Here is a 20,286-nt window from a genome sequence, read left to right on the forward strand (position 1 = left end):
ACAACGATGGCAGGCGATCAGACGCTCCAACCGGAGAACGTCGACAAAAGAGCCCGAAGCAAGAAGCGCAACGAAGCCGAACTGCGGATGATTGTCGCAACCAACAGTCAGGACCCATCCCAGCCGCCCCAGATAATGACCGGAGGAAGCTCGAACGAGTTTGCGCCCGCCATCGGCCGTATAATTTCGAGTTGGTCGATGCTTGAGCTGGAGACCGACATTCTAATCACGGCGATTCTGTTGTCTCGCCAAGACCAGGACATCAAGTGGCGTGGGCGGCAGTTCGGCCGACGATGGGACTGTCTTCACGAGATGTGGCGTGACTTCGCCTCGACGAATCGCTTCCTGCTAGACGAAATGCATAGAGCCAATAAATCCGTGAAGGCCGCTCGCCATACGCGAAATCAAATCGCTCATTCGCCAATGGCTTTTGGTGTGAGCGATAAAGGCCCTTGGGTCAGATTTCGCAACCGAAATCCCTCGTTCCCATGGTCAAAAACCTATTTCGCAAAAGAGCTCGCCGCCGTCGAGGTGCAGATCGTTGAAGCAACGGGCAGGATATTTAGATTTACGGCGCGCGACTACGCCTCCCACTTCCCAGAGGAAAGTCTTCAACTTTTGACTATCCTGCCCAATATGGATCACGTCCGATTGTCGGTTGACTAGGCTACGCCGTGGCTTCTGGGCCCCGGCTCAGCAGCGCACCGCTGAAGAAACGCTGCGCTGCGTCCGGGGCACGAGGGACGGACGCCGCGTCTCAGTGCCTGTCGTTTCCACGCCCGTCGTCATCGTCATGGAAGTCGTGGTCGCCGCCCGGTCTGAAGTCGGGGTCGATGCAGGCGAAATTGCCGGCGTCGTTGGTCATGCCGCTGCCCTTGTAGGCGGCGGTCTTCGGATAGACGCACAGCGGCCGTGTGCCGCCGGTCGGGAAGTTCTGGGCAATGCGCGGGTCAAAAAGCCCGCCGGTCGGATAGGGCGAGGTGGCGTTGGTATTGGTCGCCACGATGCGTTCCGGCGCGATGTCTTTTTCCACCCAGTCGGTGATGGCGTTGAGCTCGTTCACGGCGAAGCTCGCCGTGGCCGCGCCGCCGCCGCAATGGGCCATGTTCGGCACCATGAACAGCCGGGCGAAATCGGTCGCGCGACCGCTCGTGTGCCTGTCCATGTTTCGATACCAGCGCGCGATCGCTGCACCGGAGAAGATGCCGTCATTGACGGAGGAGGAGATGATCAGCTTGCCGCCGCGCGCCCTGAACGGACGCAGGTCGGTCGAGACCGCGGCCATGAAGTCCATCGAACTTTCAGGATAGGCCGCCGTCTTCGTGAAGATCTTCGGCGCATCCGTGTCGAAGTTGAATTTGAACACAAAGGCCTCCTGTCCGTTCGGCCCGTTGACGGGCGTGACCACCGGCGGCGTCTGGAAGATCATCGGGATCGCGCCCGCGCCGAGCGTCAAATTGATCGCGGTGTTGACGCCCGGCACCGGCGCGGTGACGACGTTCCAGAAACCCCAGCCCGCGCCGGGCGCGGTGGGCGGCGTCCAGATGCCGGCATCCCAGAACCAGTTCGAATAGAGCCGCTGCCCCCTCGAGTTGACAGGTCCGGCATAGATCTTCTTCAACGCGTCCACTTGCGCGCCGGTCAGGCAGGTGCCGCCATGCGGCGTCGAGCCGTGCGAGCCGGTGCCGCAGGTATAACTGGCGAGCGCCGGGTACACCTTCTTCGCCGTGCAGGCGTGATAATTGTCGATGATCCCGTCGACCAGCCCGTCGAGTGCGTCGCAGGCGCTCAGGATCGCGGCCGAGGCGACCTGGAGGTCCTGCGGCGGAAGCGTGTCGGGAATGAACGGCTGCCCGTTGATGTCGGTGCTGGTTGCAAGCTTGCCGAGCACCTGCTCGTTCCAGGCCTCCGCGAGGCCGGCCTGCGGCAGGTTGAAGCCGGGATTTTGTGAGATCACGCCGTCGAACAGCCAGGGCGATCGCTGCGAGGCGACCATGGCGTCACGACCGCCGTTCGAGCATCCCATGATGTAGGAATGGACGGTCTCGAAGCCGTAGAAATAGCTGATGATCTGTTTCGAGATCGTCGTGGTCTTCTCGATGCCGTTGTAGCCGTAGTCCCTGCGGGCCTGGGCGTCGATCGCGAAATGCGCCGAGCCGCCGGCATTGGCGTCGTCGTCCTGATGGCCGCCGACGGCGTTGGTCGCGTTGTCTTCGTGGCCCCCATCATCGGCCGCGACGGCCCAGCCCTGGCCGAGCTCGACGCCAGCGGCGCCCTGCGGGTCGGGCTGGAGGCTGCCATCGGTGCCGCCGCCGCCCATCATCTCGAAACGGCCATGCCAGGTATTGGGCAGGTTGAGCGCAAAACCGATCCCGTAGGTGAAGTGGTCGGGGTCCTGGGTCGAGACCCGCTTGTTGATGATGCCGATCACGTTGCAATAGCCCGATTTCTGGGTCGCGCTCAGGATCTGCGTGTTTGGCAAGGTGAGGCCGGTCAGGGCGGTGCAGGACGAACGCGGCGCAACGCCGCCCGGCGGCAGTCCATGCGCAATGGCCTGCGGGCCGAGCGCGGCCCAACCGGCCACGATCGTCGAGGCGAGAAGTCGTCGTTTCATGTCATGTCCTCCCGGTTTGATGATGGTCCGAACAGCGGTCGTCCACGCGACATCGTGGCGCCGCCCCTGGATGCGGGCGTCGTCGCGACGGCGAACGATATCGTTGTCGATTGAGAATTCGGGTCGTCGAAAGGTCGTAGCGACCGCGATGCGGCGCACGAGGCAATGCGCGGACGAACGTGGTCGTCTCGCCGCGATGCGGCATGGACCCGCGGATCGTTGTCCCTCCTTGATGAAGGCACGGACGTTAGCTCCCCTGAAGCCTGCTTGTGTGTTGGCAGGTTTTCTCGATCCTTAAGCGAGCGATGTTGACGTGTCAACATGACGCAGCACGCGAGTTCTCGGTGCAACCTGTCGTGGAAGCTGTACGGCAAGGCGGCTGTCGCTCTGCTTCCTGTTGCGGGGCGAGTGCGATAGTCTCGGCAATCGAATCCCGGGACGCCTCGGGGCGGATGCCGCTGCGCCGGCGTGTGAAAGATGGTCGTCGATGGAGCGGGAGAAGACTGGCGTCAGGAAGCGATCCGCCAAGGCCGCACAACGCGGGGCGCCGGTGGCCAAGCCGTCTGCCGCCAAGCCGTCTATCGTCAAGCTGTCTGTTGCCAAGCCGCCTTTTACCAAGCCGCCTTTTACCAAGCCGCCTTTTACCAAGCCGCCTTTTACCAAGCCGTCGCGATCCGCGCCGCGCGCTGCACCGGTTGCAAAGCCGGCCCGGCCAAGGCTGCTGGCCTCGGCCGATCTCTCAAGTTCGCTCGGCTATCGCATCCGGCGTGCGCAGCTCTGGGTCTTCAAGGATGTCAGCCGGCGGCTCGCCGCCTTCGACATCAGCCCGGCGCAGTTCTCCGTCCTGTCGGTGATCGGGGCCAATCCAGGCGTCAACCAGCTCGCCATCGCTCAATCCTTGTCGATCGAGCGGGCGGGCCTCGGGCGGCTGGTGGATCATCTGGAGCGGCGCGGCCTGGTGCAGCGTTCGGCCTCCGCCATCAACCGCCGCTACTATGTGCTGTATCTGACGCAGACCGGCGCCGCGCTCCTCGGCCGGCTGCGGCCGGCGATCGCCGAAAGCGAAAAGGCCCTCGCGGCAAAGCTCGGGTCTGGCGCGTTCAAGCAATTGCAGCGGGCGCTGTCGATTTTCCTTGGCGATGACTGAGCCATCGTCGGTCCCCCACCGCGATCCCGTCTTTCTGTCGCGGCTTGAACTCGGCTCCAGGAACGGGCAAACGATCCGACAAAGACTGTGGCCCAAAAGACCGTGGTCGAAGACGTTGTCCAAGACATGGCCCCGGCCTATCCGTTCGAAGCCGACCTCAAGGGAGAACTCATCATGAAACGCCGTACATTCCTCAAGGGCGGCGCCGTGGCCGGTGCGACGACGCTGGTTGCCGCACCCGCGATTGCGCAAGGCGCGCCCGAGATCAAATGGCGCCTGACGTCGAGCTTCCCGAAGTCGCTCGACACCATCTACGGCACGGCGCAGACCTTTGCGAAATACGTCGCCGAAGCCACCGACAATAAATTCCAGATCCAGACCTTTGCGGCCGGCGAGCTCGTCCCCGGCCTGCAGGCGCTCGATGCCGTTAGCACAGCCTCTGTCGACATGGCGCAGACCCCGCTCTATTTCTACATCGGCAAGGAGCCGGCGCTGGCCTATGCCACCGGTGCCCCGTTCGGCATGAACCATCGCCATCAGGAATCCTGGTGGCATTTCGGCGGCGGCGCCGATCTCACCAACGAAGCACTGAAGCCGTTCAAGGCGCATGCGATCCTCTGCGGCAATTCCGGCACCCAGATGGGCGGCTGGTTCCGCAAGGAGATCAAGACCGTCGACGATCTCAAGGGACTGAAATTCCGCATCGCCGGCATGGGCGGCCATGTGCTGGCGCGCCTTGGCGTGGTCCCGCAGCAGATCGCGGGCGGCGACATCTATCCGGCGCTGGAGAAGGGCACGATCGACGCGGTCGAATTCGTCGGTCCCTATGACGACGAAAAGCTCGGCTTCCAGAAGGTCGCCAAATACTACTACTTCCCCGGCTGGTGGGAAGGCGGCGCCATGCTGCACATGATCGTCAACGACGAGAAGTGGGCGTCGCTGCCCAAGCAGTACCAGGCGATCGTCAACCAGGCCGCGTCGGCCGCGGGCGCCTGGATGCTCGAGAAATACGACAGCGTCAATCCGGCGGCGCTGAAGCGGCTGATCGCCAATGGTGCTGAGCTGAAGGCGTTTCCGCAGCCAGTGCTGGAGGCCTGCTACGCCGCAACCCAGGAGCATCTGAACGATCTCGCCGCCAAGAGCGACCTGTTCAAGCGAACCAAGGAAAGCCACGACGCCTATATGAAGGAACTGCTGTTCTACACGCAGATTGCGGAGAATTTCTACGATAATTATCTGCTCGGCAAGATGCGCAACAAGGCTTGATAGCGAAAGGGGGCGCGGTGCCTACGTCGCGCCCAGTCCCAGCCTCTCATAAATCCGCCGCGCATAGGCGCCGAACGCGTCCGTCGTCTTGAGCGGTAGGTCGCGCGGGAAGGGCAGGTCGATCGGGAAATAATCGGCCATCTTTGCAGGTCCCGCCGTCAGCACGGCGCAATGCGAGGACAGGAAGACGGCCTCCTGGATCGAATGCGTGACGAAGATGATGGTCTTGCCGCTCTCGCGCCAGATCCGCAGCATCTCCAGATTCATCTGCTCGCGCGTCAGCGCGTCCAGCGCGCCGAACGGCTCATCCATCAGGACCAGTTTTGGGTCGTGAATGAAGGCGCGCGCGATCGCGGTGCGCTGCTGCATGCCGCCGGAGAGCTCTCGCGGATATTTCTCCTCGTAGCCGGCAAGACCCACCAGATTGAGCAGGTCGCGCGCCCGCTCGCGCGCGGCCTTGATCGGCAGGCCCACGATCTCCGCCGGCAGCAGCACGTTGTCCAGGATGGTTCGCCATTTCAGCAGCAGCGCCTGCTGGAACACCATGCCGATGTCTCGGGTGGGATCGAACGGGCTTTCGGCGTTACCAATCTTCACCGTGCCGCCATCGGCGCCGTGCAGGCCGGCCAGAATCTTCATCACCGTGGTCTTGCCGCAGCCGGACGGGCCGACCAGCGAGACGAGCTCACCTTCCTGCACATCCATGGTGACGTCGGACACCGCCAGGAATTCGGCGCCGCCGCTGCGGTAGACCTTTCGGACGCCTTGCAGGCTGATGAAGGGTTTTGAGCTCATGCCAGCCATTTATTCAAGTTAGCCGCCACGAAGGCGTCGTCGCTGAGGTCGGCATGCTCGCGCGTGACGCGATCGATCTCCTCCTTCTGACCGGGACTGAGGCCCTCGTTCGGGTCGAGGCACCACAGGCCTTGCAACAGGCCCTGCCGACGCAGCACCTCATGGCAGCCGGCGATGCAGCCGTGAAAATTGTTGGCGACGTCGAAGAACGCGCTGTTGCAGTCGGTGACGCGGGCATCGAGCGCGAGCAAATCGGCCGGAACGCTGTCCTTGTGCCGCGCCGCCTTGCAGCGCTCGAACTGCTTGATCGCGCTCGCGGTCCACACCGACCAGTGGCCGAGCAGGCCGCCTTTGAAATAGGTGCGTGTGGTGACGCCCTGGTCGCGCAGATCGAACGGCAGCATCAGGTCGAGCAGGATGTGATCGTCATTGCCGGTATAGAGCGCGACGCGGTCGAGCGCGCCGGCGGCCGCAACACCGCGCAGCACGTCGAGCGTGCGATAGCGGTTGAACGGCGCGATCTTGATCGCGATGACATTGTCGATCGAGGCAAAGCGCTGCCAGAACCGGCTCGACAGGATCACGCCGCCGACGGCCGGCTGGAGATAGAAGCCGACCAGCGGAATTTCGGCCGCGACCGACGTGCAATGCGCGATGATCTCGTCCTCGGAGGCGCCCTTCATCGCGGCGAGACTGAGGAGCCCTGCGTGATAGCCGATGTCGCGCGCGGTGCGGGCTTCCGTAACCGCCTGCCGGGTGGGGCCGGCAAGGCCTGCGACCAACGCCAGTGGACGTTTGCTCCAGTTCGCCGCTGTCTCGGCGGCGAGCTCGAGCACGGGACGGTAGAGGCCGACATCGCGGATCGCAAACTGCGTTGTGTGCACGCCGACCGCAAGGCCGCCGGAACCGGCATCGATGTAATAGCGCGTCAGCGCGCGCTGATGCTTCTTGTCGAGTTGGCGATCGGCGGTGAGCGCGAGGGGATGCGCCGGCAGCACGGTGCCGTCGGCGATCAGCTTGCGGATTTCGCTCCTCATCTGGCTGTGGTGCATGATGTCCTATCCGAATTCAGGGCCGGCAACGGCGAATGGCATGTCCTCAGCCATGGCGGTGGCCGGGCCGAACCGCATGCGCTGGAACGGTCGCTCGATGGTCCAGCCCGATGCGGTCAATCCTTCGGGGAATGCGCCCTGCGAGGCGACGGCGTCGAGCAGCAGCGGCCCTGTCTCCGACTGCGCGATTGCGTCGACCAGGGTCAGCGCCGCCGCGGCGTCATCGGCAAACAGCGGGCCGATATGGCGCGCGGTGCGTCCGTCGCGAACCAGCGCGATGGCGCCGTTCGCGGCGACGATGCGTGAGCCGGGCCGCTGCGCGAAGGCCGCGAGCAGGGCGGTTCGATCGAGGCCCGTAGCCCGCCGGTCACGCGCGCGAAGCTCATCGAGCGTCGCGGATGAAGGTGGTTGCGCGGCCGCTCGACCTGATGTCGCCAGCTTGAGGCGGCGCAATTGCAGCGTCGGCGTGAAGCCGAGCGGGCCATAGACGGCGGCGCCGTCGGGCGTCGCGTCGAGCCAACTCGTCAGGCCGTTCTTGCGCGCCGTCTCTAGACAAGCGTCAACCAGGCGCGTGGCGAGACCGCGGCGGCGATGGGTTGCCGTCACCAGCACCATGCTGATCCAGGCGTTGTTGCCGGGGTAAGGGAGTAGAGCCGCCGTGGCGACCAGCCGCATGCCGTCGCGGATACCGAAGACGACGCCTTCGTGCAGGAAGATTCGCCAGTCCTCCTCGGTCTGGTTCCAGCGCGCTTCTGTCGACAGTGCGAGCCCGGCTATCGCATCTTCGATGCGGAGCTTGATAATGCCCGCGACCTCAATATCGTCCATCGCGCACCTCGTATTTGGTGGGCTTGCCGAGGCTCGGCATGGCGCGGGACACCCAGTCCGCCGTCCAGGTGATCAACTGCTCGGTGTCGACGACCGGCGGGCCGAACAGCGCGACGGCCCTGGATGTGTCGGTGAGCCACGCCGTTGGCTCTTCCTGGCCTGTCAGCACCGGCGCGCGGCCGAAGCGGGCGCCGAATTTCTGCGCGAGATCGCGCACCGCCAAAATCTCGTGGCCGCTGACATTGATCGCCGAGGTCGGCGCCGTGCAATGCGCGAGGCAACGCAGCGCCTGCGACGAGGCATCGCCCTGCCAGATGAAGTTGACATGAGAGATGCTGACATCGATCGGCGTGCCCGTGAGCACTTTCATCGCGATGTCGTGCAGCACGCCATAGCGCATGTCGATCGCGTAATTGAGGCGGAATAGCCGTCCGGGTGTCGAAAGCTTGCGCGAAAAATATTCGAACATGCGCTCGCGCCCGACGCAGGATTGGGCGTATTCGCCGGGCGGGTTCGGCGCCATCTCCTCGGTCGCGCCTTTGCCGTCGACGGGGACAAAAGGATAGATGCAGCCGGTCGAGAACGCCACGATCCGCGACGACGGAAAGGCCTGCGCGACCAGCGCCGGCACGTGCGCATTCATCGCCCAGGTCAGCGACAGATCGCCCTCGGCGCCGAATTTGCGTCCGGCCATGAAGATGATGTTGGGCGCCTTGGGCAGCGACTGAATCGCGGTCTCGTCCATCAAATCGCAGTTGATCGTCTCGACGCCGCGCGCATGCAGCCAGTCCTTCACGCCGGCTTCGCTGAAGCGCGCCACACCGATGACACGGCGATCCGGCACGGCCGCTTTCGCAAGCCCCGCCAGCGTCGGGCCCATCTTGCCGGCAACCCCCAAAATCATGATGTCGCCTTCGACCTTGGCGAGGTCGTCGATCAATGCCTGCGTCGGCCTGCACAGGAGATCGTCGAGCGCAGCGATATCGGGGATGGTCTTCGGCAATGTCTGACGGGTGAGCAGCATGGGGCGGTCCTTGTCTTCAAGTCTGCCGTTTTCAGGTTTGTCTGGCGTCGCCGACCACGAACATGCGTTCGAAGACGAGAACCAGGCCATAGAGAGCGACGCCGAGCAGCGTGAGCAGCACGACGGCCATCACCATCGCGGGCGTGTCGAGCGACGACTGCACCTGGATCATGAGGTAGCCAAGCCCGCGCTCGGAGGCGATGAACTCACCGACAATGGCGCCGGCGACCGCGAGGATGGCGCCGACCTTCATGCCGGAGAAAACGTAGGGCAGCGACCCCGGCAGCTGGATCTTGCGGAACAGCGTCCAGCGCGAGCCGTGCAGCGATTTGACGAGATCGAGCAGATCCGGCTCGACCTCTCGCAGGCCCCGCGCGGTGGTGAGCAGGATCGGAAAGAAACAGATGCTGAAGGCGATCAAAATGTTCGGCACGATGCCGTAGGAGAACCAGACGATGAGGAGCGGGCCGAGCGCCACTTTCGGAATCATGTTCAGCGTCACGAACAGCGGCAGCAGCACGAGGCTGATCAGCGGCGCCCAGCTGAAGATGACGGCCAGCGCGGCGCCGACGAATGCGCCGAGCGCAAAGCCGCCGAGGATCTCGATCGCCGTCACCAGCGTATTGGTGCCCCAGGCGTAATTGGCGGTGCCCAGCGTCTGGATCGTGGCGAGCGGAGAGGGAAGGATGAATTTCGGCACGTGGAAGGTATCGACCAGGACCTGCCAGAGCACGAGCACGGCGAGGTGCACGATCAGGATGATCGCAAAGCTGCGTGAGGGGCTTGCGCCGTCTCCTGCCACCGGTTGTTCCCTGTTGCCGCGGCCACTGTGCCGCTGATCGCAAGCCTAACCGTCCTTGAAGAAAGTTTCAACCAGTTGGTTGATTAGGGGCGGAGCGAATGCAGCACGAGATCGGCGACGTGCCTGCGGCGCGCGCGGCGTGCGGCCCGGCTTGACAGGTCCTTGCCGAAGATCGCCGACAGCGTCGGCGTATTCGAGAGATAGAAATAGCTGAGCCCCGCGATCGAGATATAGAGCTGGATCGGGTCGATACCCTTGCGGAACATCCCGGAGCGGACGCCTTCGTGGAGAATGTGGGAGACGCTCTTCACCAGGGGCGAATGCATCGCTTCCAGCCGCGTCGAGCCGCGGACGTGGCGGGCGCCACCGCGATTCTCGTCGTTCAGGAGCACGATGAAATCGGGGTTCGTCGCGAGGTAATCGAACGAGGCCTCGATCAGCTTCCGGATCGCCTTTTCCGGCGGCAGGCCTTCGAGATTGAGCTGGCGCTCTTGCTCGCGGATATCGGCATAAACCCATTCGAGCACAGCGAGATAGAGCGCGTCCTTGTCGCCAAAGTAATGATAGACGAGCTGTTTGTTGACGCCGGCGCGCTCGGCGATCTCGTCGACGCGGGCGCCGGCAAAGCCGTGCTTGGCGAACTCCAGCCGCGCCGCGGTGAGCAGCTTCTTGCGGGTGGCGACGGGGTCACGCCGCTGCGGCACGGTGTCGCCAGAACGTTTTGCGGGCATTTCCAACCAAACAGTTGACAATTCGAGAAGGGGCTTGTTGCATTGGTATCCTCACATGGGGAGAGCGACAAGCCGGGTCGCGGCAATGAGGAGGGATGCGATGAAGCGTTTGCAGGCGGTGGGCTCGGCCCTGGCTTTGACCGTGATACTCGGTTCACCGGCGGCGCCGGCGAGCGCGGGCGAGGCGGTCAATCTGATCCTGAACTGGACGCCGACGGCCGACCACTCGCCCTATTATTACGCGAAGGCGCAAGGTTGGTACGAGAAGGCGGGGATCGACCTGACGATCGAGACCGGCAAGGGCTCCGGCGTCTCCGCCGCCAAGGTCGGCTCCGGCGGCTCGCCGTTCGGCGTCGCCGATCTCGCCACCATGCTGGTGGCGAAGAGCAAGGGGGCCGACACCGTTGCCGTGATGAGCGTCTACGCCAACACCGGCCAGACGTTTTACTGGCTGAAGAGCTACGGCGTGAACGGCGTGAAGGAGTTTCCGAGCCACAAGATCGGCAACCCGCCCGGCGACGCCTCGCGCGTGATGTGGCCAGCTTTTGCCAAGGCCGCAGGCATCGCGCCTGATGCCGTCAGCTTCGTCAATATCGGGCCGACGGCGAAGATCGCGGCGCTGAAGAGCCACACCGTCGATATCATCAGCGACTTCTACAACGAGCACGATCTGAAGGTGATCGAGTTCGGGCCCGATCTCGGCTACGTCAACTGGAAGGATATCGGGCTCAACCCTTACGGCAATTCGCTGATCGTCAACGGCGCCTATCTGCAGAAGAACCCGAAACTGGTCGAGGATTTCGTGCGCGTCACGCAAAAGGCGTTTGCGACATGCGTCGCCGACGCCGCACCCTGCCTGAAGGCGCTGCTCGACCAGGTCTCCGGCCTCGACCAGGCGAACCAGGAGCGCCAGTGGGAGCGCATCAAGTTCTTGATGACCGACGAATTCACGACGACCAAGTCGCTCGGCTGGATCGATGGCGAGCGGATGAAGAAGGACTACGAGCTGGTCCAGACCTATCTCGGCATGGAGAAGCCCTTCGACGTGACCACGGCGTTCACGACCAAGATGCTGGACCCGGGGATCAAGATGGATGCGAGCAAGGTGAAGAAGTAGGGGAGGCTCGCACGCTCCTCGTGCCCCGGACGCAGCGCAGCGTCCCTTTGACGGTGCGCTGCAGAGCCGGGGCCCGTATTGCCGAGGACCGTGTCCGTGATTTCTGGGTCCCGGCTCTGCGCAGCAGCGTTTCACGCTGCAGCGCGTCCGGGACACGAGCGGCGCCGAGCAGCCACCTCCCACGTAACCGCACGGAGAAATTAACCGGCCATTAACCATATCGGCGGCATCGTTAACCATTCAATAACAGGGAACGAGTCGGCCGCTATGGAGGCTGCAGCAAAAGTCCAACGCCAAATGGTGCGCCTGCGCGGGCGCTCCTATGTCGCCTTCGTGTTCGTGCCGACGGTTCCGATCCAGGACTGGCTGCAGGAAATCGACACCACCATCGCGCGCTCGCCGGGTTTCTTTGCCGGCAGGCCCGTGGTGATCGACCTGTCCTCGGTCGATCTTAGCCAATCCGGCATCGGCCATCTGCTGACCAGCCTTCAGGACCGCAACATCCGCGTGCTCGGCATCGAGGGCGTGGAGGAGGGCCGGTTGACCCCCATGATGCCGCCGCTGCTCTCGGGCGGACGGAGCTGCGTGGTCGAGCCGAGCGCGCCGAAGAAAGCCGAGAAGGTCGAGGCCAAGGCGACCTCACTGCTGCTCGAGGCCCCCGTGCGCTCCGGCCAGACCGTGATCTTCCCGGAGGGCGACGTGACCATTCTGGGCTCGGTCGGCTCCGGTGCCGAGGTCGTCGCCGGCGGCTCCATTCACATCTACGGCGCGCTGCGCGGCCGCGCCATGGCGGGCGTCAACGGTCACACGAGCGCACGCATCTATTGTCAGAAGATCGAGGCCGAACTGCTTGCAATCGATGGCTTTTACCAGACTGCCGACGATATCGACGCGGCCCTGCGCGGCAAGCCGGCCCAGGCCTGGCTGCAGGGCAACACCATGCGAATTACTGCGCTGAACTGACCAGAAGGAGATATTTGAGATGGCCAAGGTACTGGTCGTAACATCAGGCAAGGGCGGCGTCGGCAAGACCACGACGACGGCCGCGCTGGGAGCCGCGCTGGCGCAGCGCGGCGAGAAGGTCGTCGTCGTCGATTTCGATGTCGGCTTGCGCAACCTCGACCTGGTGATGGGCGCCGAGCGCCGCGTCGTGTTCGACCTCATCAACGTGGTGCAGGGCGTCGCGAAACTTCCGCAGGCGCTGATCAAGGACAAGCGGCTGGAGAATCTCTGGCTGCTGCCGGCCTCGCAAACCCGCGACAAGGACGCGCTCACCGAAGAGGGCGTGGGCAAGGTCATCGACGATCTGCGCAGCCGTTTCGACTGGGTGATCTGCGACAGCCCGGCCGGCATCGAGCGCGGCGCCTCGATGGCGATGCGCTTTGCCGACGAGGCCGTCATCGTCACCAATCCGGAAGTCTCCTCGGTGCGCGATTCCGACCGCATCATCGGCATGCTCGATTCCAAGACCGTGCGGGCCGAGAAGGGCGAGCGCGTCGAGAAGCATATCCTCATCACGCGCTACGATCCCTCGCGCGCCGCGCGCGGCGAGATGCTGACCATCGAGGACATCCTCGAAATTCTCGCAACGCCCTTGCTCGGCATCATTCCGGAGAGCCAGGACGTGCTGCGCGCCTCCAACGTCGGCACGCCCGTGACGCTGTCGAACGCGGAAGGCGCCCCGGCGCGGGCCTATATCGACGCGGCGCGGCGGCTGTGCGGCGACACCGTGCCGATGCAGGTGCCGACCGAGCGCAAGGGTTTCATGGATCGTCTGCTGCGACGGAGGGCTGCATGAGCATGGGTCTGCTTCGGCTTCTCCGCGGCAAAAAAGGCTCAGCACCGGTCGCGCGCGAACGGCTGCAGATTCTGCTTGCCCATGAACGCGGACTGCGCGGCCAGCCCGATCTGCTCGGTGTGCTGCGTGAGGAAATTCTCGCCGTCGTCTCCAGGCACGTGACGCTGGATCCGACCAAGGTCATCGTCCGGCTCGATCGCGGCGACGAGGTCTCGACCCTCGAGGTCGATATCGAGGTGCCCAACGACTTCGAACGCAAGCGCGTGGCGGTCGCGTAGGGACGCGACTGACGACGGCCCATTTGGGGTGGGTGAAGGCGGTCCGCTGGGCATAGCGGGCCGCCTTTGTCGTATGCGCGGGCGATCGGAACGAGAGGCATGACCGGTCGTTGTCAGAAACCCGCAGGGGTCATCGAGCTTGGGTCATCAAGCATGCCCCGCGGTTTCGTCAAACGGGAGAGCGCTCATGATGACGGAGGTCCAGGTCCACACCGTCGCGCGCCAGATGCTGGAACGGCATGGTTTTGCGGCGATCGCGAAGGCCGCCGAACAGGCCCAGGCTTGCGAGGGCCGCGGCGAGGCCGATGACGCCAAGGAGTGGCGTCACATCGCGGACGCGATGAAGATCATACGCGGTCCGCACCAGAGCTGACACTCGCAAAGCCCGAGCGCGCGCTCAACGCTCACCTTGATCAGCGCCTTGCTGCGGCGTGCGATGCTGGGTCTGCGGCTGGCTGCGCTCGCCAGTCTCCTTGCAGGGGAGCGGTTGCCACGAGCCGTCTGGCGCCTGCTGGTAGGCGCTACAGGATGAGGACGTGGACTTGTCCTCGCCCTTCAGGGCGTCGGAGTTCTTCGCCAGCACGGGCGCAGTCAGCACCGTAGCGACGGCCAACGCGCCGGCGAAAACGACATGGGTGATCCGCATGAGGGTTCTCCTTTTCGATGTCGAAGAGGTCCCGCATACTGGCAAAAATTGTGACAATTATTGGTCAGGACGCGCCCGTGCAGTTGCGTGCTTAACGCGGTGCAAACGACCCCTCTAGCCGCCCTTGGCGCGGATCAGGCCGGCGAGGTTGGTCTTCTGAGCCTCGCACCAACCGGGCATGCCGAGGCGGCGCTGGTTGAGGTCGGTCGCCTGGGTCGCCACCGCGACCTCGGCCATCAAGTCGTCGTCCTGCTTCTCGCCCATCTTGCCGCCAGTATGCATCCAGGCAATCGCCTTGCGCACCTTCTCGGTGGTGCCCTCGGGAAGCTGCATCTGCTCCGCCTTCCGCACCAGATCCTGGTAGACGACATCCGTGCCCGGGCATTCGACCTTGGCGGCGAAGGCCTGCAAGACCAGCGTGACATAGGTCGAGCGTGGATGGTCCTCGGCGTGGGCGGGCGCCGCCACCAGCAACAGGGCCGTCATCAGAAAACCAGCGCGCATCCTTGGTACCTCCCCAGATTTTTGGGAAGGCTAGCGGCTGGAGCGCCGCTCCGCAATGGGGGGATCGCGGACAGCCGCGAAGCCGGTCGGCGAGCTAGCGTTGCCAGGCCGGCACGGGATCGAGCGGCGTGCGATAGACCTCGTTGTGATCGCGATCGGTGACGCGCACGGCGCAACCCGTCCGTTGCAGTTCCGGCTTCACCTGCGACAGCTCGGTGGCCAGCTGAACGGCGCGATCGGAGGCGACCTCGATGTCTTCGAGGATGATTCCGCCCTGGTTCTTGAACTCTTCACCAACCACGAGATCGAAGGAGTAGTAAGGCATCCGAATTCCCCGGTGTGACGAATTGAGATTCAATGGAAGTCTCAACACATGACCGATGGTACCACTGAGTCGATGTTTATCGAATGAACGGCGCGCGCAATCTCTGTGCTTATGGCGCAGAAATGATGTGCAACATTCGAGCGCTTTAAGATTTTATTAAATATGTCGGCGCGATCATGATGCATGGAATTGCAGCAGAACCGGGCCCCGGGAACCGGCAGCTGCAAGAGAAGGCCGCCGGCATAGATCCCGACGGCCTTTTCTCTTGACGGAAGACGATCGAGGTATCGCTTCCCGTAGTTGCCCGGACTCAACGTATCATATCGAATAGGACAGCTTGCGCGTGTCGCGGCAGCGACGTTTGCGTTGTCGTCTGGTTTAGCGCAGCGGCATCGGTGGACGCACGACAGGTCCATCGTCATCGGCAACGCCTTGCGCCGCAGCGACCGGCGCCGGGACCGCTGTAGCCTGCGAAGCTGGGGGCGGAGGTGCGAGCGGCGCGGGCGAGTAAGCCGGCGAATAGGTCTGCGACACGACCGGCTTCGGCTTGCGTACCGGCGGCGGCACAGGCCGGGGCGGGAGCGCAGAAACGCGCGCACGCGGATCGACCGGCGGCCTCGCCTCGGTCACCGGTTTTGGTGCGGTTGGTTTCGCCATCTCGCGCGCCATCTGCTCCTGCCCTGCCTTCAACTCGGCGATGTTGGCCTTGAGCGCTTCAATCTGCTGCGCCATCGCGGTGAGATCGCGCGTCATCGATTGCACCGATTGCGCAGGATCGGGCTGTGTTGCCGTGGGCACGGCCGCTGCAAGCCGAGGCGCAGGCGGTGCCGCAGATTGATCGGTCGTCTGATCCGTTGCGGCTTGCTCTGCAGGCGGCGCAGCCTGCGCGGCGGCGACGGGCGCGGTCTGTGACGTCGAAGGCAGCAGCGACGCCAATGCCGGCGTCCATTCGGTGAGCATCTGCAAGGCGGTGTCGCCGTGTTTCTCCCAGGCGATGGTGGCGGCCGCGCTGCCGCCCGCAAACAGAAACGTGACGAATGCGCCGCGCAGCCACTTGCTCGCGGCGGATCGCTGCCGCCGGCCGGGACCATCGCTGGCCGCGACGCGCACGGCGGTGTCGACCGAAGGCGCTGCCCCCTGCGGCTCCGCGACAGGAGTGAACTTCGGCTGCGGATTGATTTTGGGCTCCGGCGCGAATTTCGGCTCCGGACGGCTCACGATCTCCGGTGCCAACGCCGGCGCACCGCTGATGGCGCGCGAGGCCAGCACCATGTCAGGCGAAATCTGAACCGCGTCATGCGGATCGTTGTCCTTGACCGTGTCCTTCACGATCGCATCGACGATTTGACTGCTGTTCAGCGTCGCGAGCATCGCAGCTCCTTTGAAGTCCAGATGTTTGAGGTATTGGTCGTCCGCATTGGCGCGAGCCGGCCCGGCGAGCCCATGGCGGGCGTGATAACGCACGAGTCCAGCCGGATTTGACCAAAGCAAGGCGAGGGGATGGAGACTGTGCGACGCTCTTCCGCCGTTTGTGGTGAGGGAACCCGCTTTGGGAAACACGCGCACGTGTTCCGCGGTGCCTTGTTTTCAGCACGATTTGGGCACCATGTGGCGAAGCTGGGGGTGCTGCTATCGTTATCGGGGCCGGCGGTGCCAAAGTCTCTTTTCGCTCTATTCGTCGTGGCCATGCTGCCGCTGGGCGGCTGCATGCAGACGACGCTTTCGCCGTCGACGGATGCGAGCATGACGCCGCGCGACCGGCAGTTGCTGGCGCATACGCCTTACGCGCAGGCGAACGTGCCGGAGCAATATCTCCGTCACATCGTCGATTATCCGCGCAAGGAGCAGCCGGGTACGATCCTGGTCGATACCGATGCCCGCTACCTCTATTTCGTGCTGCCTGAAGGCAAGGCGATCCGCTACGGCGTCGCGGTCGGCGAGGAAGCCATGGCCTTCTCCGGCGTTGCGCGGGTCGGCCGGCTGGCGGAATGGCCCGACTGGGTTCCAACAGCGGACATCCAGGCGCGGCTCGGACCCTATCCTGCGCGCGTGACTGGCGGCCCAGCCAATCCGTTGGGCGCGCGGGGCATCTATCTCTATGCCGGCAACAAGGACACACTCTACCGCATCCACGGCACCAACCAGCCGGAATATATCGGACAGGCGATCTCGTCCGGATGCATCCGGATGCGCAACGAGGACGTCATCGATCTCTATGACCGGGTGAAGCTCAATTCGACGGTCGTGGTGCTGCCGCCCGGGCAGAACGCGCAAGTCGAGGCCGGGCCTCGCTGGCGCGGGTGAGGCCGCACTATTCCGCGGGCTGGGCAATGCGCCATTGCAGCGTCGTGGCATTACCGTTGGCATCGCCCGGCGCCCTGTCGGCGGGCGAGGTGTAGAGCGGGCGATAGCGGTACGCCCACATCTTGCTGCCGTCGTCGCGGTTGATCACGGTGAAGTCGCCAACGGCCTTGGCGTCGGCCGTTGCAGCCAGCGGGATCCAGCTCTCGCTGCACTTGCCGTTGCAGTTCGACGTCTTCCCGGTGGTGTCGCGTTCGTAATAATAGAGCGTCATTCCCTTGAGATCGACGAGCTTGGGACCCTTTTTGGTCAGGACGACTTTGGCTGGCGCGACGGGGGCCTCGACCTTCGGCGGGGCAGGTTCACCGCCGCCATGGCCGTTTGCGAGTGCAGGGACGGTCGAGAGCGCGACGGCCGCCGCGACGATCATGAACCTGAACATCCAAAAACTCCTGAACGGCAAAGTTAATCACGCGTTAATCGCCGAATGGTGCCGACCGTAACAGCCGAAGGTTAGTTCCTGGTTTCGCGGGTCTGCGACACATAGGGGGCAAAAATACGGGGATTATGCCTGCACCTCGCGCAGCGGGGCGCGGCTGAGCTCGTTGCCGGCGGCGATGGCCTTATGCAACAGCCGCATCAATTCCTCACCTTCCTTGGCGCTGAGGCCGCGCAGCATGATGCGTTGCGCGGATTCGACGGCCGGTGTGATCTTCCGCAGCGTGCGTTTGCCCTCGTCGGTGACCTCGAGCTCGCGGGCACGGCGGTCGCGGCGCGAGGCACGCCGCTCCGCGAGCCCCTTCTGCACGAGGCGGTCGATCACGCCGGTGATGGTGGTGCGGTCATAGGCGATCAAGCCTGCCAGCGTCACCTGGTCGAGACCCGGATTGGCCTTGATGGTCGCAAGGGCTGCGTATTGCACCGGCGTCATGTCGAAGCCGGCATCGCCAACCTCGGCCAGAAACACCGCCACCGCGATCTGCTGGAACCGGCGGGCCAGATGCCCGGGCATGTCGTTGTTGTCTTTCACCGGATTCTCCGTTGGGGCAGGGACGGTGCTTGCTGATTGACAAGCATACTGATAGTCAGCATACTGAGCAATATCGAAAAACGTTTTCGGGAAGAGGTGCTCATGCAATTCCATCTCAATGGATTTCAGCCGGGCGACCCCGAGATCGCCGATCCCGCCGAACGCATTCAGGCTTCCGGCGCAGCCGGGGCCGTGCCTGACGAAGTGGACGTCCTCATCGTCGGCTGTGGCCCCGCTGGCCTGACGCTCGCCGCCCAGCTCGCACAATTCCCTGAGATCAAGACCTGCATCGTCGAGCAGAAGCCGGGGCGCCTGCTGGTCGGGCAGGCCGACGGCATCGCCTGCCGCACCATGGAGATGTTCCACGCCTTCGGCTTCAGCGAGCGCATTCTGAAGGAAGCTTGTTGGGTCAACGAGACGACATTCTGGAAACCGGACGAGCGGACGCCGGGCAAGATCGTCCGCAGCGGCCGGGTGCAGGACGTCGAGGACGGGCTGTCGGAATTCCCGCATGTCATCCTCAACCAGGCGCGCATCCATGACGGCTTTCTCGACATCATGCGCAAATCACCGGCCAGGCTCGAGCCCCATTACAGCCGCCGTCTGCTCGACCTCGAGATCGAGCCTGGCGCGGGTCCCGCCGATCATGCCGTGACGGTGCGGCTCGAACGCGTCGATGCCGGCAACGAGGGCAAGGTCGAGACGATTAGGGCGCGTTACGTCGTCGGCTGTGACGGCGCCCGCAGCACGGTGCGTAAATCGATCGGCCGCGAGTTGCACGGCGATTCCGCCAACCACGCCTGGGGCGTGATGGACGTGCTGGCCGTGACCGATTTTCCGGACATCCGCTTCAAGGCCCTGATCCAATCGGCGAAAGACGGCAGCCTGCTGATCATTCCGCGCGAAGGCGGCTACATGGTCCGCCTCTATGTCGAGCTCGCAAAACTCGACGTCGGCGAGCGCATCGCCAACCGCAACATCACCGCGGAGGACGTGATCGCCAAGGCGCAGCGGATCCTGAAGCCGCATACGCTCGAGGTGAAGGAGATCGCATGGTGGTCGGTCTATGAGATCGGCCAGCGCCTGACCGACAGGTTCGACGACGTGCCGGAGGCCGAGATCGCCTCGCGCCTGCCGCGCATCTTCATCGCCGGCGATGCCTGCCATACCCACAGCCCGAAGGCGGGGCAGGGCATGAACGTCTCGATGCAGGATGCCTTCAATCTCGGCTGGAAGCTTGCCGCCGTCCTGCGGGAGCAATGCGCTCCCAGTCTCTTGCATTCCTATTCGGTGGAGCGCCAGGCCGTTGCGAAAGAGCTGATCGATTTCGACCGCGAATGGTCGGGGATTCTCGCGTCCGCCGCCAAGGCGGGCGGCGCCGATGCTGCCAGGACGCAGGATTATTTTGTGAAGCACGGCCGTTACACCGCGGGCACGGCGACGCATTACCGCCCGTCGGTCCTCACCGGAGCGACGTCCCACCAGCATCTCGCGCAAGGCTTCGTCATCGGCACACGCTTCCACTCCGCGCCGGTGATCCGGCTTGCGGACGGCAAGCCGGTCCATCTCGGTCACGCCGCGCAGGCGGATGCTCGCTTCCGCATCTATGCGTTTTCCGGCGCGGAGGATCCCGCAGGCGCGGGCTCGGCCATCCGCGACTTGTGCGGCTTCCTCGCCGAAGCAAGGGAATCGCCGATCAGGCGCCATACGCCTGTCGGCGCCGACATCGACAGCGTGATCGACCTGCGGGCGGTCTTCCAGCAGGATCATCGCGAGCTCGCCGTCGAGGCAATGCCCGCACTGCTGCTGCCGCGCAAGGGGCGGTACGGCTTGATCGACTACGAGAAGATGTTCTGTCCGGACCTCAAGAATGGTCACGACGTTTTCGCCATGCGCGGCATCGATCGCAAGGCCGGATGCATGGTCGTGGTCCGGCCGGATCAGTATGTCGCGACCGTGCTGCCGCTCGATGATTTTATCGCGCTTGCGGCGTACTTCGACGGCTTCATGCTGCAGGTGAATTGACGG

Annotated in this window: 23 protein-coding genes; 10 read left to right on the forward strand and 13 right to left on the reverse strand. The window is 64.2% G+C overall.

All coding sequences use genetic code 11. The features are described 5' to 3' along the window. Positions 1 to 6 precede the first annotated feature (6 nt). Positions 7 to 666, forward strand: a complete 660-nt coding sequence (locus IVB31_RS19215) for a hypothetical protein (RefSeq protein ID WP_247325165.1) — start codon at positions 7 to 9, stop codon at positions 664 to 666. A gap of 91 nt (positions 667 to 757) precedes the next feature. Here the strand turns inward: IVB31_RS19215 and IVB31_RS19220 are convergent, their stop codons facing one another. After that, positions 758 to 2,614, reverse strand: a complete 1,857-nt coding sequence (locus IVB31_RS19220) for a tannase/feruloyl esterase family alpha/beta hydrolase (RefSeq protein WP_247325178.1) — start codon at positions 2,612 to 2,614, stop codon at positions 758 to 760. A 487-nt stretch (positions 2,615 to 3,101) separates the two neighbouring features. Between IVB31_RS19220 and IVB31_RS19225 the strand changes: the two genes are divergently transcribed. Both IVB31_RS19225 and IVB31_RS19230 read left to right on the forward strand, forming a co-directional pair. Beyond that, complete coding sequence (locus IVB31_RS19225; protein ID WP_247325182.1) at positions 3,102 to 3,761, forward strand: MarR family transcriptional regulator; 660 nt, start codon at positions 3,102 to 3,104, stop codon at positions 3,759 to 3,761. Positions 3,762 to 3,935: 174 nt separating this feature from the next. Then, a complete protein-coding gene (locus IVB31_RS19230) occupies positions 3,936 to 5,027 on the forward strand; it encodes a substrate-binding domain-containing protein (RefSeq protein WP_247325184.1) in 1,092 nt (363 codons plus the stop codon). 21 nt (positions 5,028 to 5,048) lie between these two features. On the opposite strand, the gene IVB31_RS19235 is transcribed toward IVB31_RS19230, so the two are convergent. The 6 genes from IVB31_RS19235 to IVB31_RS19260 form a co-directional block, all read right to left on the reverse strand. Then, positions 5,049 to 5,831: an ABC transporter ATP-binding protein gene (locus tag IVB31_RS19235; protein ID WP_247325188.1), complete on the reverse strand. Its 783-nt coding sequence runs from the start codon at positions 5,829 to 5,831 to the stop codon at positions 5,049 to 5,051. Further along, positions 5,819 to 6,874: a dihydrodipicolinate synthase family protein gene (locus IVB31_RS19240; protein ID WP_247325190.1), complete on the reverse strand. Its 1,056-nt coding sequence runs from the start codon at positions 6,872 to 6,874 to the stop codon at positions 5,819 to 5,821. Before IVB31_RS19240 ends, IVB31_RS19235 begins: the two co-directional genes overlap by 13 nt. A gap of 6 nt (positions 6,875 to 6,880) precedes the next feature. After that, the gene (locus IVB31_RS19245) at positions 6,881 to 7,702 is read right to left on the reverse strand and encodes a GNAT family N-acetyltransferase (RefSeq protein WP_247325193.1); all 822 of its coding nucleotides are present in this window, start codon (positions 7,700 to 7,702) and stop codon (positions 6,881 to 6,883) included. Continuing rightward, positions 7,689 to 8,726, reverse strand: coding sequence for an NAD-dependent epimerase/dehydratase family protein (locus IVB31_RS19250; protein ID WP_247325195.1), 1,038 nt, complete (start codon positions 8,724 to 8,726; stop codon positions 7,689 to 7,691). The genes IVB31_RS19245 and IVB31_RS19250 overlap by 14 nt, the downstream gene beginning before the upstream one ends. 31 nt (positions 8,727 to 8,757) lie before the next feature. Next, positions 8,758 to 9,528, reverse strand: a complete 771-nt coding sequence (locus tag IVB31_RS19255; RefSeq protein ID WP_247325197.1) for an ABC transporter permease — start codon at positions 9,526 to 9,528, stop codon at positions 8,758 to 8,760. A gap of 83 nt (positions 9,529 to 9,611) precedes the next feature. Beyond that, complete coding sequence (locus IVB31_RS19260; protein WP_247325198.1) at positions 9,612 to 10,259, reverse strand: TetR/AcrR family transcriptional regulator; 648 nt, start codon at positions 10,257 to 10,259, stop codon at positions 9,612 to 9,614. 100 nt (positions 10,260 to 10,359) lie between these two features. Here IVB31_RS19260 and IVB31_RS19265 point away from each other — a divergent pair, with 100 nt between their 5' ends. The 5 genes from IVB31_RS19265 (at position 10,360) to IVB31_RS19285 (ending at position 13,825) form a co-directional block, all read left to right on the forward strand. Beyond that, positions 10,360 to 11,376: an ABC transporter substrate-binding protein gene (locus IVB31_RS19265; RefSeq protein ID WP_247325200.1), complete on the forward strand. Its 1,017-nt coding sequence runs from the start codon at positions 10,360 to 10,362 to the stop codon at positions 11,374 to 11,376. 267 nt (positions 11,377 to 11,643) lie between these two features. Further along, positions 11,644 to 12,339 carry a septum site-determining protein MinC gene (minC, locus tag IVB31_RS19270; protein ID WP_247325201.1) on the forward strand — a complete coding sequence of 232 codons (696 nt, stop codon included), beginning with the start codon at positions 11,644 to 11,646 and terminating at the stop codon, positions 12,337 to 12,339. Between the two features lie 19 nt (positions 12,340 to 12,358). Further along, a complete protein-coding gene (gene minD, locus IVB31_RS19275) occupies positions 12,359 to 13,174 on the forward strand; it encodes a septum site-determining protein MinD (RefSeq protein WP_007591740.1) in 816 nt (271 codons plus the stop codon). After that, positions 13,171 to 13,452, forward strand: a complete 282-nt coding sequence (gene minE / locus IVB31_RS19280) for a cell division topological specificity factor MinE (RefSeq protein WP_247325202.1) — start codon at positions 13,171 to 13,173, stop codon at positions 13,450 to 13,452. Before minD ends, minE begins: the two co-directional genes overlap by 4 nt. A 187-nt stretch (positions 13,453 to 13,639) precedes the next feature. Further along, positions 13,640 to 13,825: a hypothetical protein gene (locus tag IVB31_RS19285; RefSeq protein ID WP_247325204.1), complete on the forward strand. Its 186-nt coding sequence runs from the start codon at positions 13,640 to 13,642 to the stop codon at positions 13,823 to 13,825. Positions 13,826 to 13,849: 24 nt separating this feature from the next. Here IVB31_RS19285 and IVB31_RS19290 read toward each other — a convergent pair whose 3' ends face one another. From IVB31_RS19290 to IVB31_RS19305, 4 genes are all read right to left on the reverse strand, one after another. Beyond that, positions 13,850 to 14,098, reverse strand: coding sequence for a hypothetical protein (locus IVB31_RS19290; RefSeq protein WP_247325205.1), 249 nt, complete (start codon positions 14,096 to 14,098; stop codon positions 13,850 to 13,852). Between the two features lie 114 nt (positions 14,099 to 14,212). After that, positions 14,213 to 14,602 carry a hypothetical protein gene (locus IVB31_RS19295; RefSeq protein ID WP_247325207.1) on the reverse strand — a complete coding sequence of 130 codons (390 nt, stop codon included), beginning with the start codon at positions 14,600 to 14,602 and terminating at the stop codon, positions 14,213 to 14,215. Between the two features lie 94 nt (positions 14,603 to 14,696). Continuing rightward, on the reverse strand, positions 14,697 to 14,927 hold the full coding sequence (locus IVB31_RS19300; RefSeq protein ID WP_247325209.1) for a hypothetical protein: 231 nt from the start codon (positions 14,925 to 14,927) through the stop codon (positions 14,697 to 14,699). Between the two features lie 378 nt (positions 14,928 to 15,305). Beyond that, the gene (locus IVB31_RS19305; RefSeq protein WP_247325211.1) at positions 15,306 to 16,298 is read right to left on the reverse strand and encodes a hypothetical protein; all 993 of its coding nucleotides are present in this window, start codon (positions 16,296 to 16,298) and stop codon (positions 15,306 to 15,308) included. 315 nt (positions 16,299 to 16,613) lie between these two features. On the opposite strand from IVB31_RS19305, the gene IVB31_RS19310 reads away from it, so the two are divergent. Next, positions 16,614 to 17,231 (forward strand): L,D-transpeptidase, encoded by a 618-nt coding sequence (locus IVB31_RS19310; protein ID WP_247325593.1) that lies wholly within the window; start codon positions 16,614 to 16,616, stop codon positions 17,229 to 17,231. Between the two features lie 7 nt (positions 17,232 to 17,238). On the opposite strand, the gene IVB31_RS19315 is transcribed toward IVB31_RS19310, so the two are convergent. Beyond that, the gene (locus IVB31_RS19315) at positions 17,239 to 17,670 is read right to left on the reverse strand and encodes a hypothetical protein (RefSeq protein WP_247325213.1); all 432 of its coding nucleotides are present in this window, start codon (positions 17,668 to 17,670) and stop codon (positions 17,239 to 17,241) included. 123 nt (positions 17,671 to 17,793) lie between these two features. Beyond that, entirely contained in the window at positions 17,794 to 18,258 is a 465-nt protein-coding gene (locus tag IVB31_RS19320; RefSeq protein ID WP_247325222.1) for a MarR family winged helix-turn-helix transcriptional regulator, read from the reverse strand. A gap of 102 nt (positions 18,259 to 18,360) precedes the next feature. Here IVB31_RS19320 and IVB31_RS19325 point away from each other — a divergent pair, with 102 nt between their 5' ends. Then, positions 18,361 to 20,283 carry an FAD-binding monooxygenase gene (locus IVB31_RS19325; protein ID WP_247325223.1) on the forward strand — a complete coding sequence of 641 codons (1,923 nt, stop codon included), beginning with the start codon at positions 18,361 to 18,363 and terminating at the stop codon, positions 20,281 to 20,283. Positions 20,284 to 20,286: the final 3 nt, after the last annotated feature.

It is taken from the genome of Bradyrhizobium sp. 21, assembly GCF_023073335.1.
In the GTDB taxonomy this organism is placed as follows: Bacteria; Pseudomonadota; Alphaproteobacteria; order Rhizobiales; family Xanthobacteraceae; genus Bradyrhizobium.

What these genes read in the sequence shown, in the direction of transcription:
- IVB31_RS19215 (WP_247325165.1), top strand. Translation starts at nt 7, where the DNA reads ATGGCAGGCGATCAGACGCTCCAACCGGAGAACGTCGACAAAAGAGCC.
- IVB31_RS19220 (WP_247325178.1), bottom strand. Translation starts at nt 2,614, where the DNA reads ATGAAACGACGACTTCTCGCCTCGACGATCGTGGCCGGTTGGGCCGCG.
- IVB31_RS19225 (WP_247325182.1), top strand. Translation starts at nt 3,102, where the DNA reads ATGGAGCGGGAGAAGACTGGCGTCAGGAAGCGATCCGCCAAGGCCGCA.
- IVB31_RS19230 (WP_247325184.1), top strand. Translation starts at nt 3,936, where the DNA reads ATGAAACGCCGTACATTCCTCAAGGGCGGCGCCGTGGCCGGTGCGACG.
- IVB31_RS19235 (WP_247325188.1), bottom strand. Translation starts at nt 5,831, where the DNA reads ATGGCTGGCATGAGCTCAAAACCCTTCATCAGCCTGCAAGGCGTCCGA.
- IVB31_RS19240 (WP_247325190.1), bottom strand. Translation starts at nt 6,874, where the DNA reads ATGCACCACAGCCAGATGAGGAGCGAAATCCGCAAGCTGATCGCCGAC.
- IVB31_RS19245 (WP_247325193.1), bottom strand. Translation starts at nt 7,702, where the DNA reads ATGGACGATATTGAGGTCGCGGGCATTATCAAGCTCCGCATCGAAGAT.
- IVB31_RS19250 (WP_247325195.1), bottom strand. Translation starts at nt 8,726, where the DNA reads ATGCTGCTCACCCGTCAGACATTGCCGAAGACCATCCCCGATATCGCT.
- IVB31_RS19260 (WP_247325198.1), bottom strand. Translation starts at nt 10,259, where the DNA reads ATGCCCGCAAAACGTTCTGGCGACACCGTGCCGCAGCGGCGTGACCCC.
- IVB31_RS19265 (WP_247325200.1), top strand. Translation starts at nt 10,360, where the DNA reads ATGAAGCGTTTGCAGGCGGTGGGCTCGGCCCTGGCTTTGACCGTGATA.
- minC (WP_247325201.1), top strand. Translation starts at nt 11,644, where the DNA reads ATGGAGGCTGCAGCAAAAGTCCAACGCCAAATGGTGCGCCTGCGCGGG.
- minD (WP_007591740.1), top strand. Translation starts at nt 12,359, where the DNA reads ATGGCCAAGGTACTGGTCGTAACATCAGGCAAGGGCGGCGTCGGCAAG.
- minE (WP_247325202.1), top strand. Translation starts at nt 13,171, where the DNA reads ATGAGCATGGGTCTGCTTCGGCTTCTCCGCGGCAAAAAAGGCTCAGCA.
- IVB31_RS19285 (WP_247325204.1), top strand. Translation starts at nt 13,640, where the DNA reads ATGATGACGGAGGTCCAGGTCCACACCGTCGCGCGCCAGATGCTGGAA.
- IVB31_RS19290 (WP_247325205.1), bottom strand. Translation starts at nt 14,098, where the DNA reads ATGCGGATCACCCATGTCGTTTTCGCCGGCGCGTTGGCCGTCGCTACG.
- IVB31_RS19295 (WP_247325207.1), bottom strand. Translation starts at nt 14,602, where the DNA reads ATGCGCGCTGGTTTTCTGATGACGGCCCTGTTGCTGGTGGCGGCGCCC.
- IVB31_RS19300 (WP_247325209.1), bottom strand. Translation starts at nt 14,927, where the DNA reads ATGCCTTACTACTCCTTCGATCTCGTGGTTGGTGAAGAGTTCAAGAAC.
- IVB31_RS19305 (WP_247325211.1), bottom strand. Translation starts at nt 16,298, where the DNA reads ATGCTCGCGACGCTGAACAGCAGTCAAATCGTCGATGCGATCGTGAAG.
- IVB31_RS19310 (WP_247325593.1), top strand. Translation starts at nt 16,614, where the DNA reads ATGCTGCCGCTGGGCGGCTGCATGCAGACGACGCTTTCGCCGTCGACG.
- IVB31_RS19315 (WP_247325213.1), bottom strand. Translation starts at nt 17,670, where the DNA reads ATGTTCAGGTTCATGATCGTCGCGGCGGCCGTCGCGCTCTCGACCGTC.
- IVB31_RS19325 (WP_247325223.1), top strand. Translation starts at nt 18,361, where the DNA reads ATGCAATTCCATCTCAATGGATTTCAGCCGGGCGACCCCGAGATCGCC.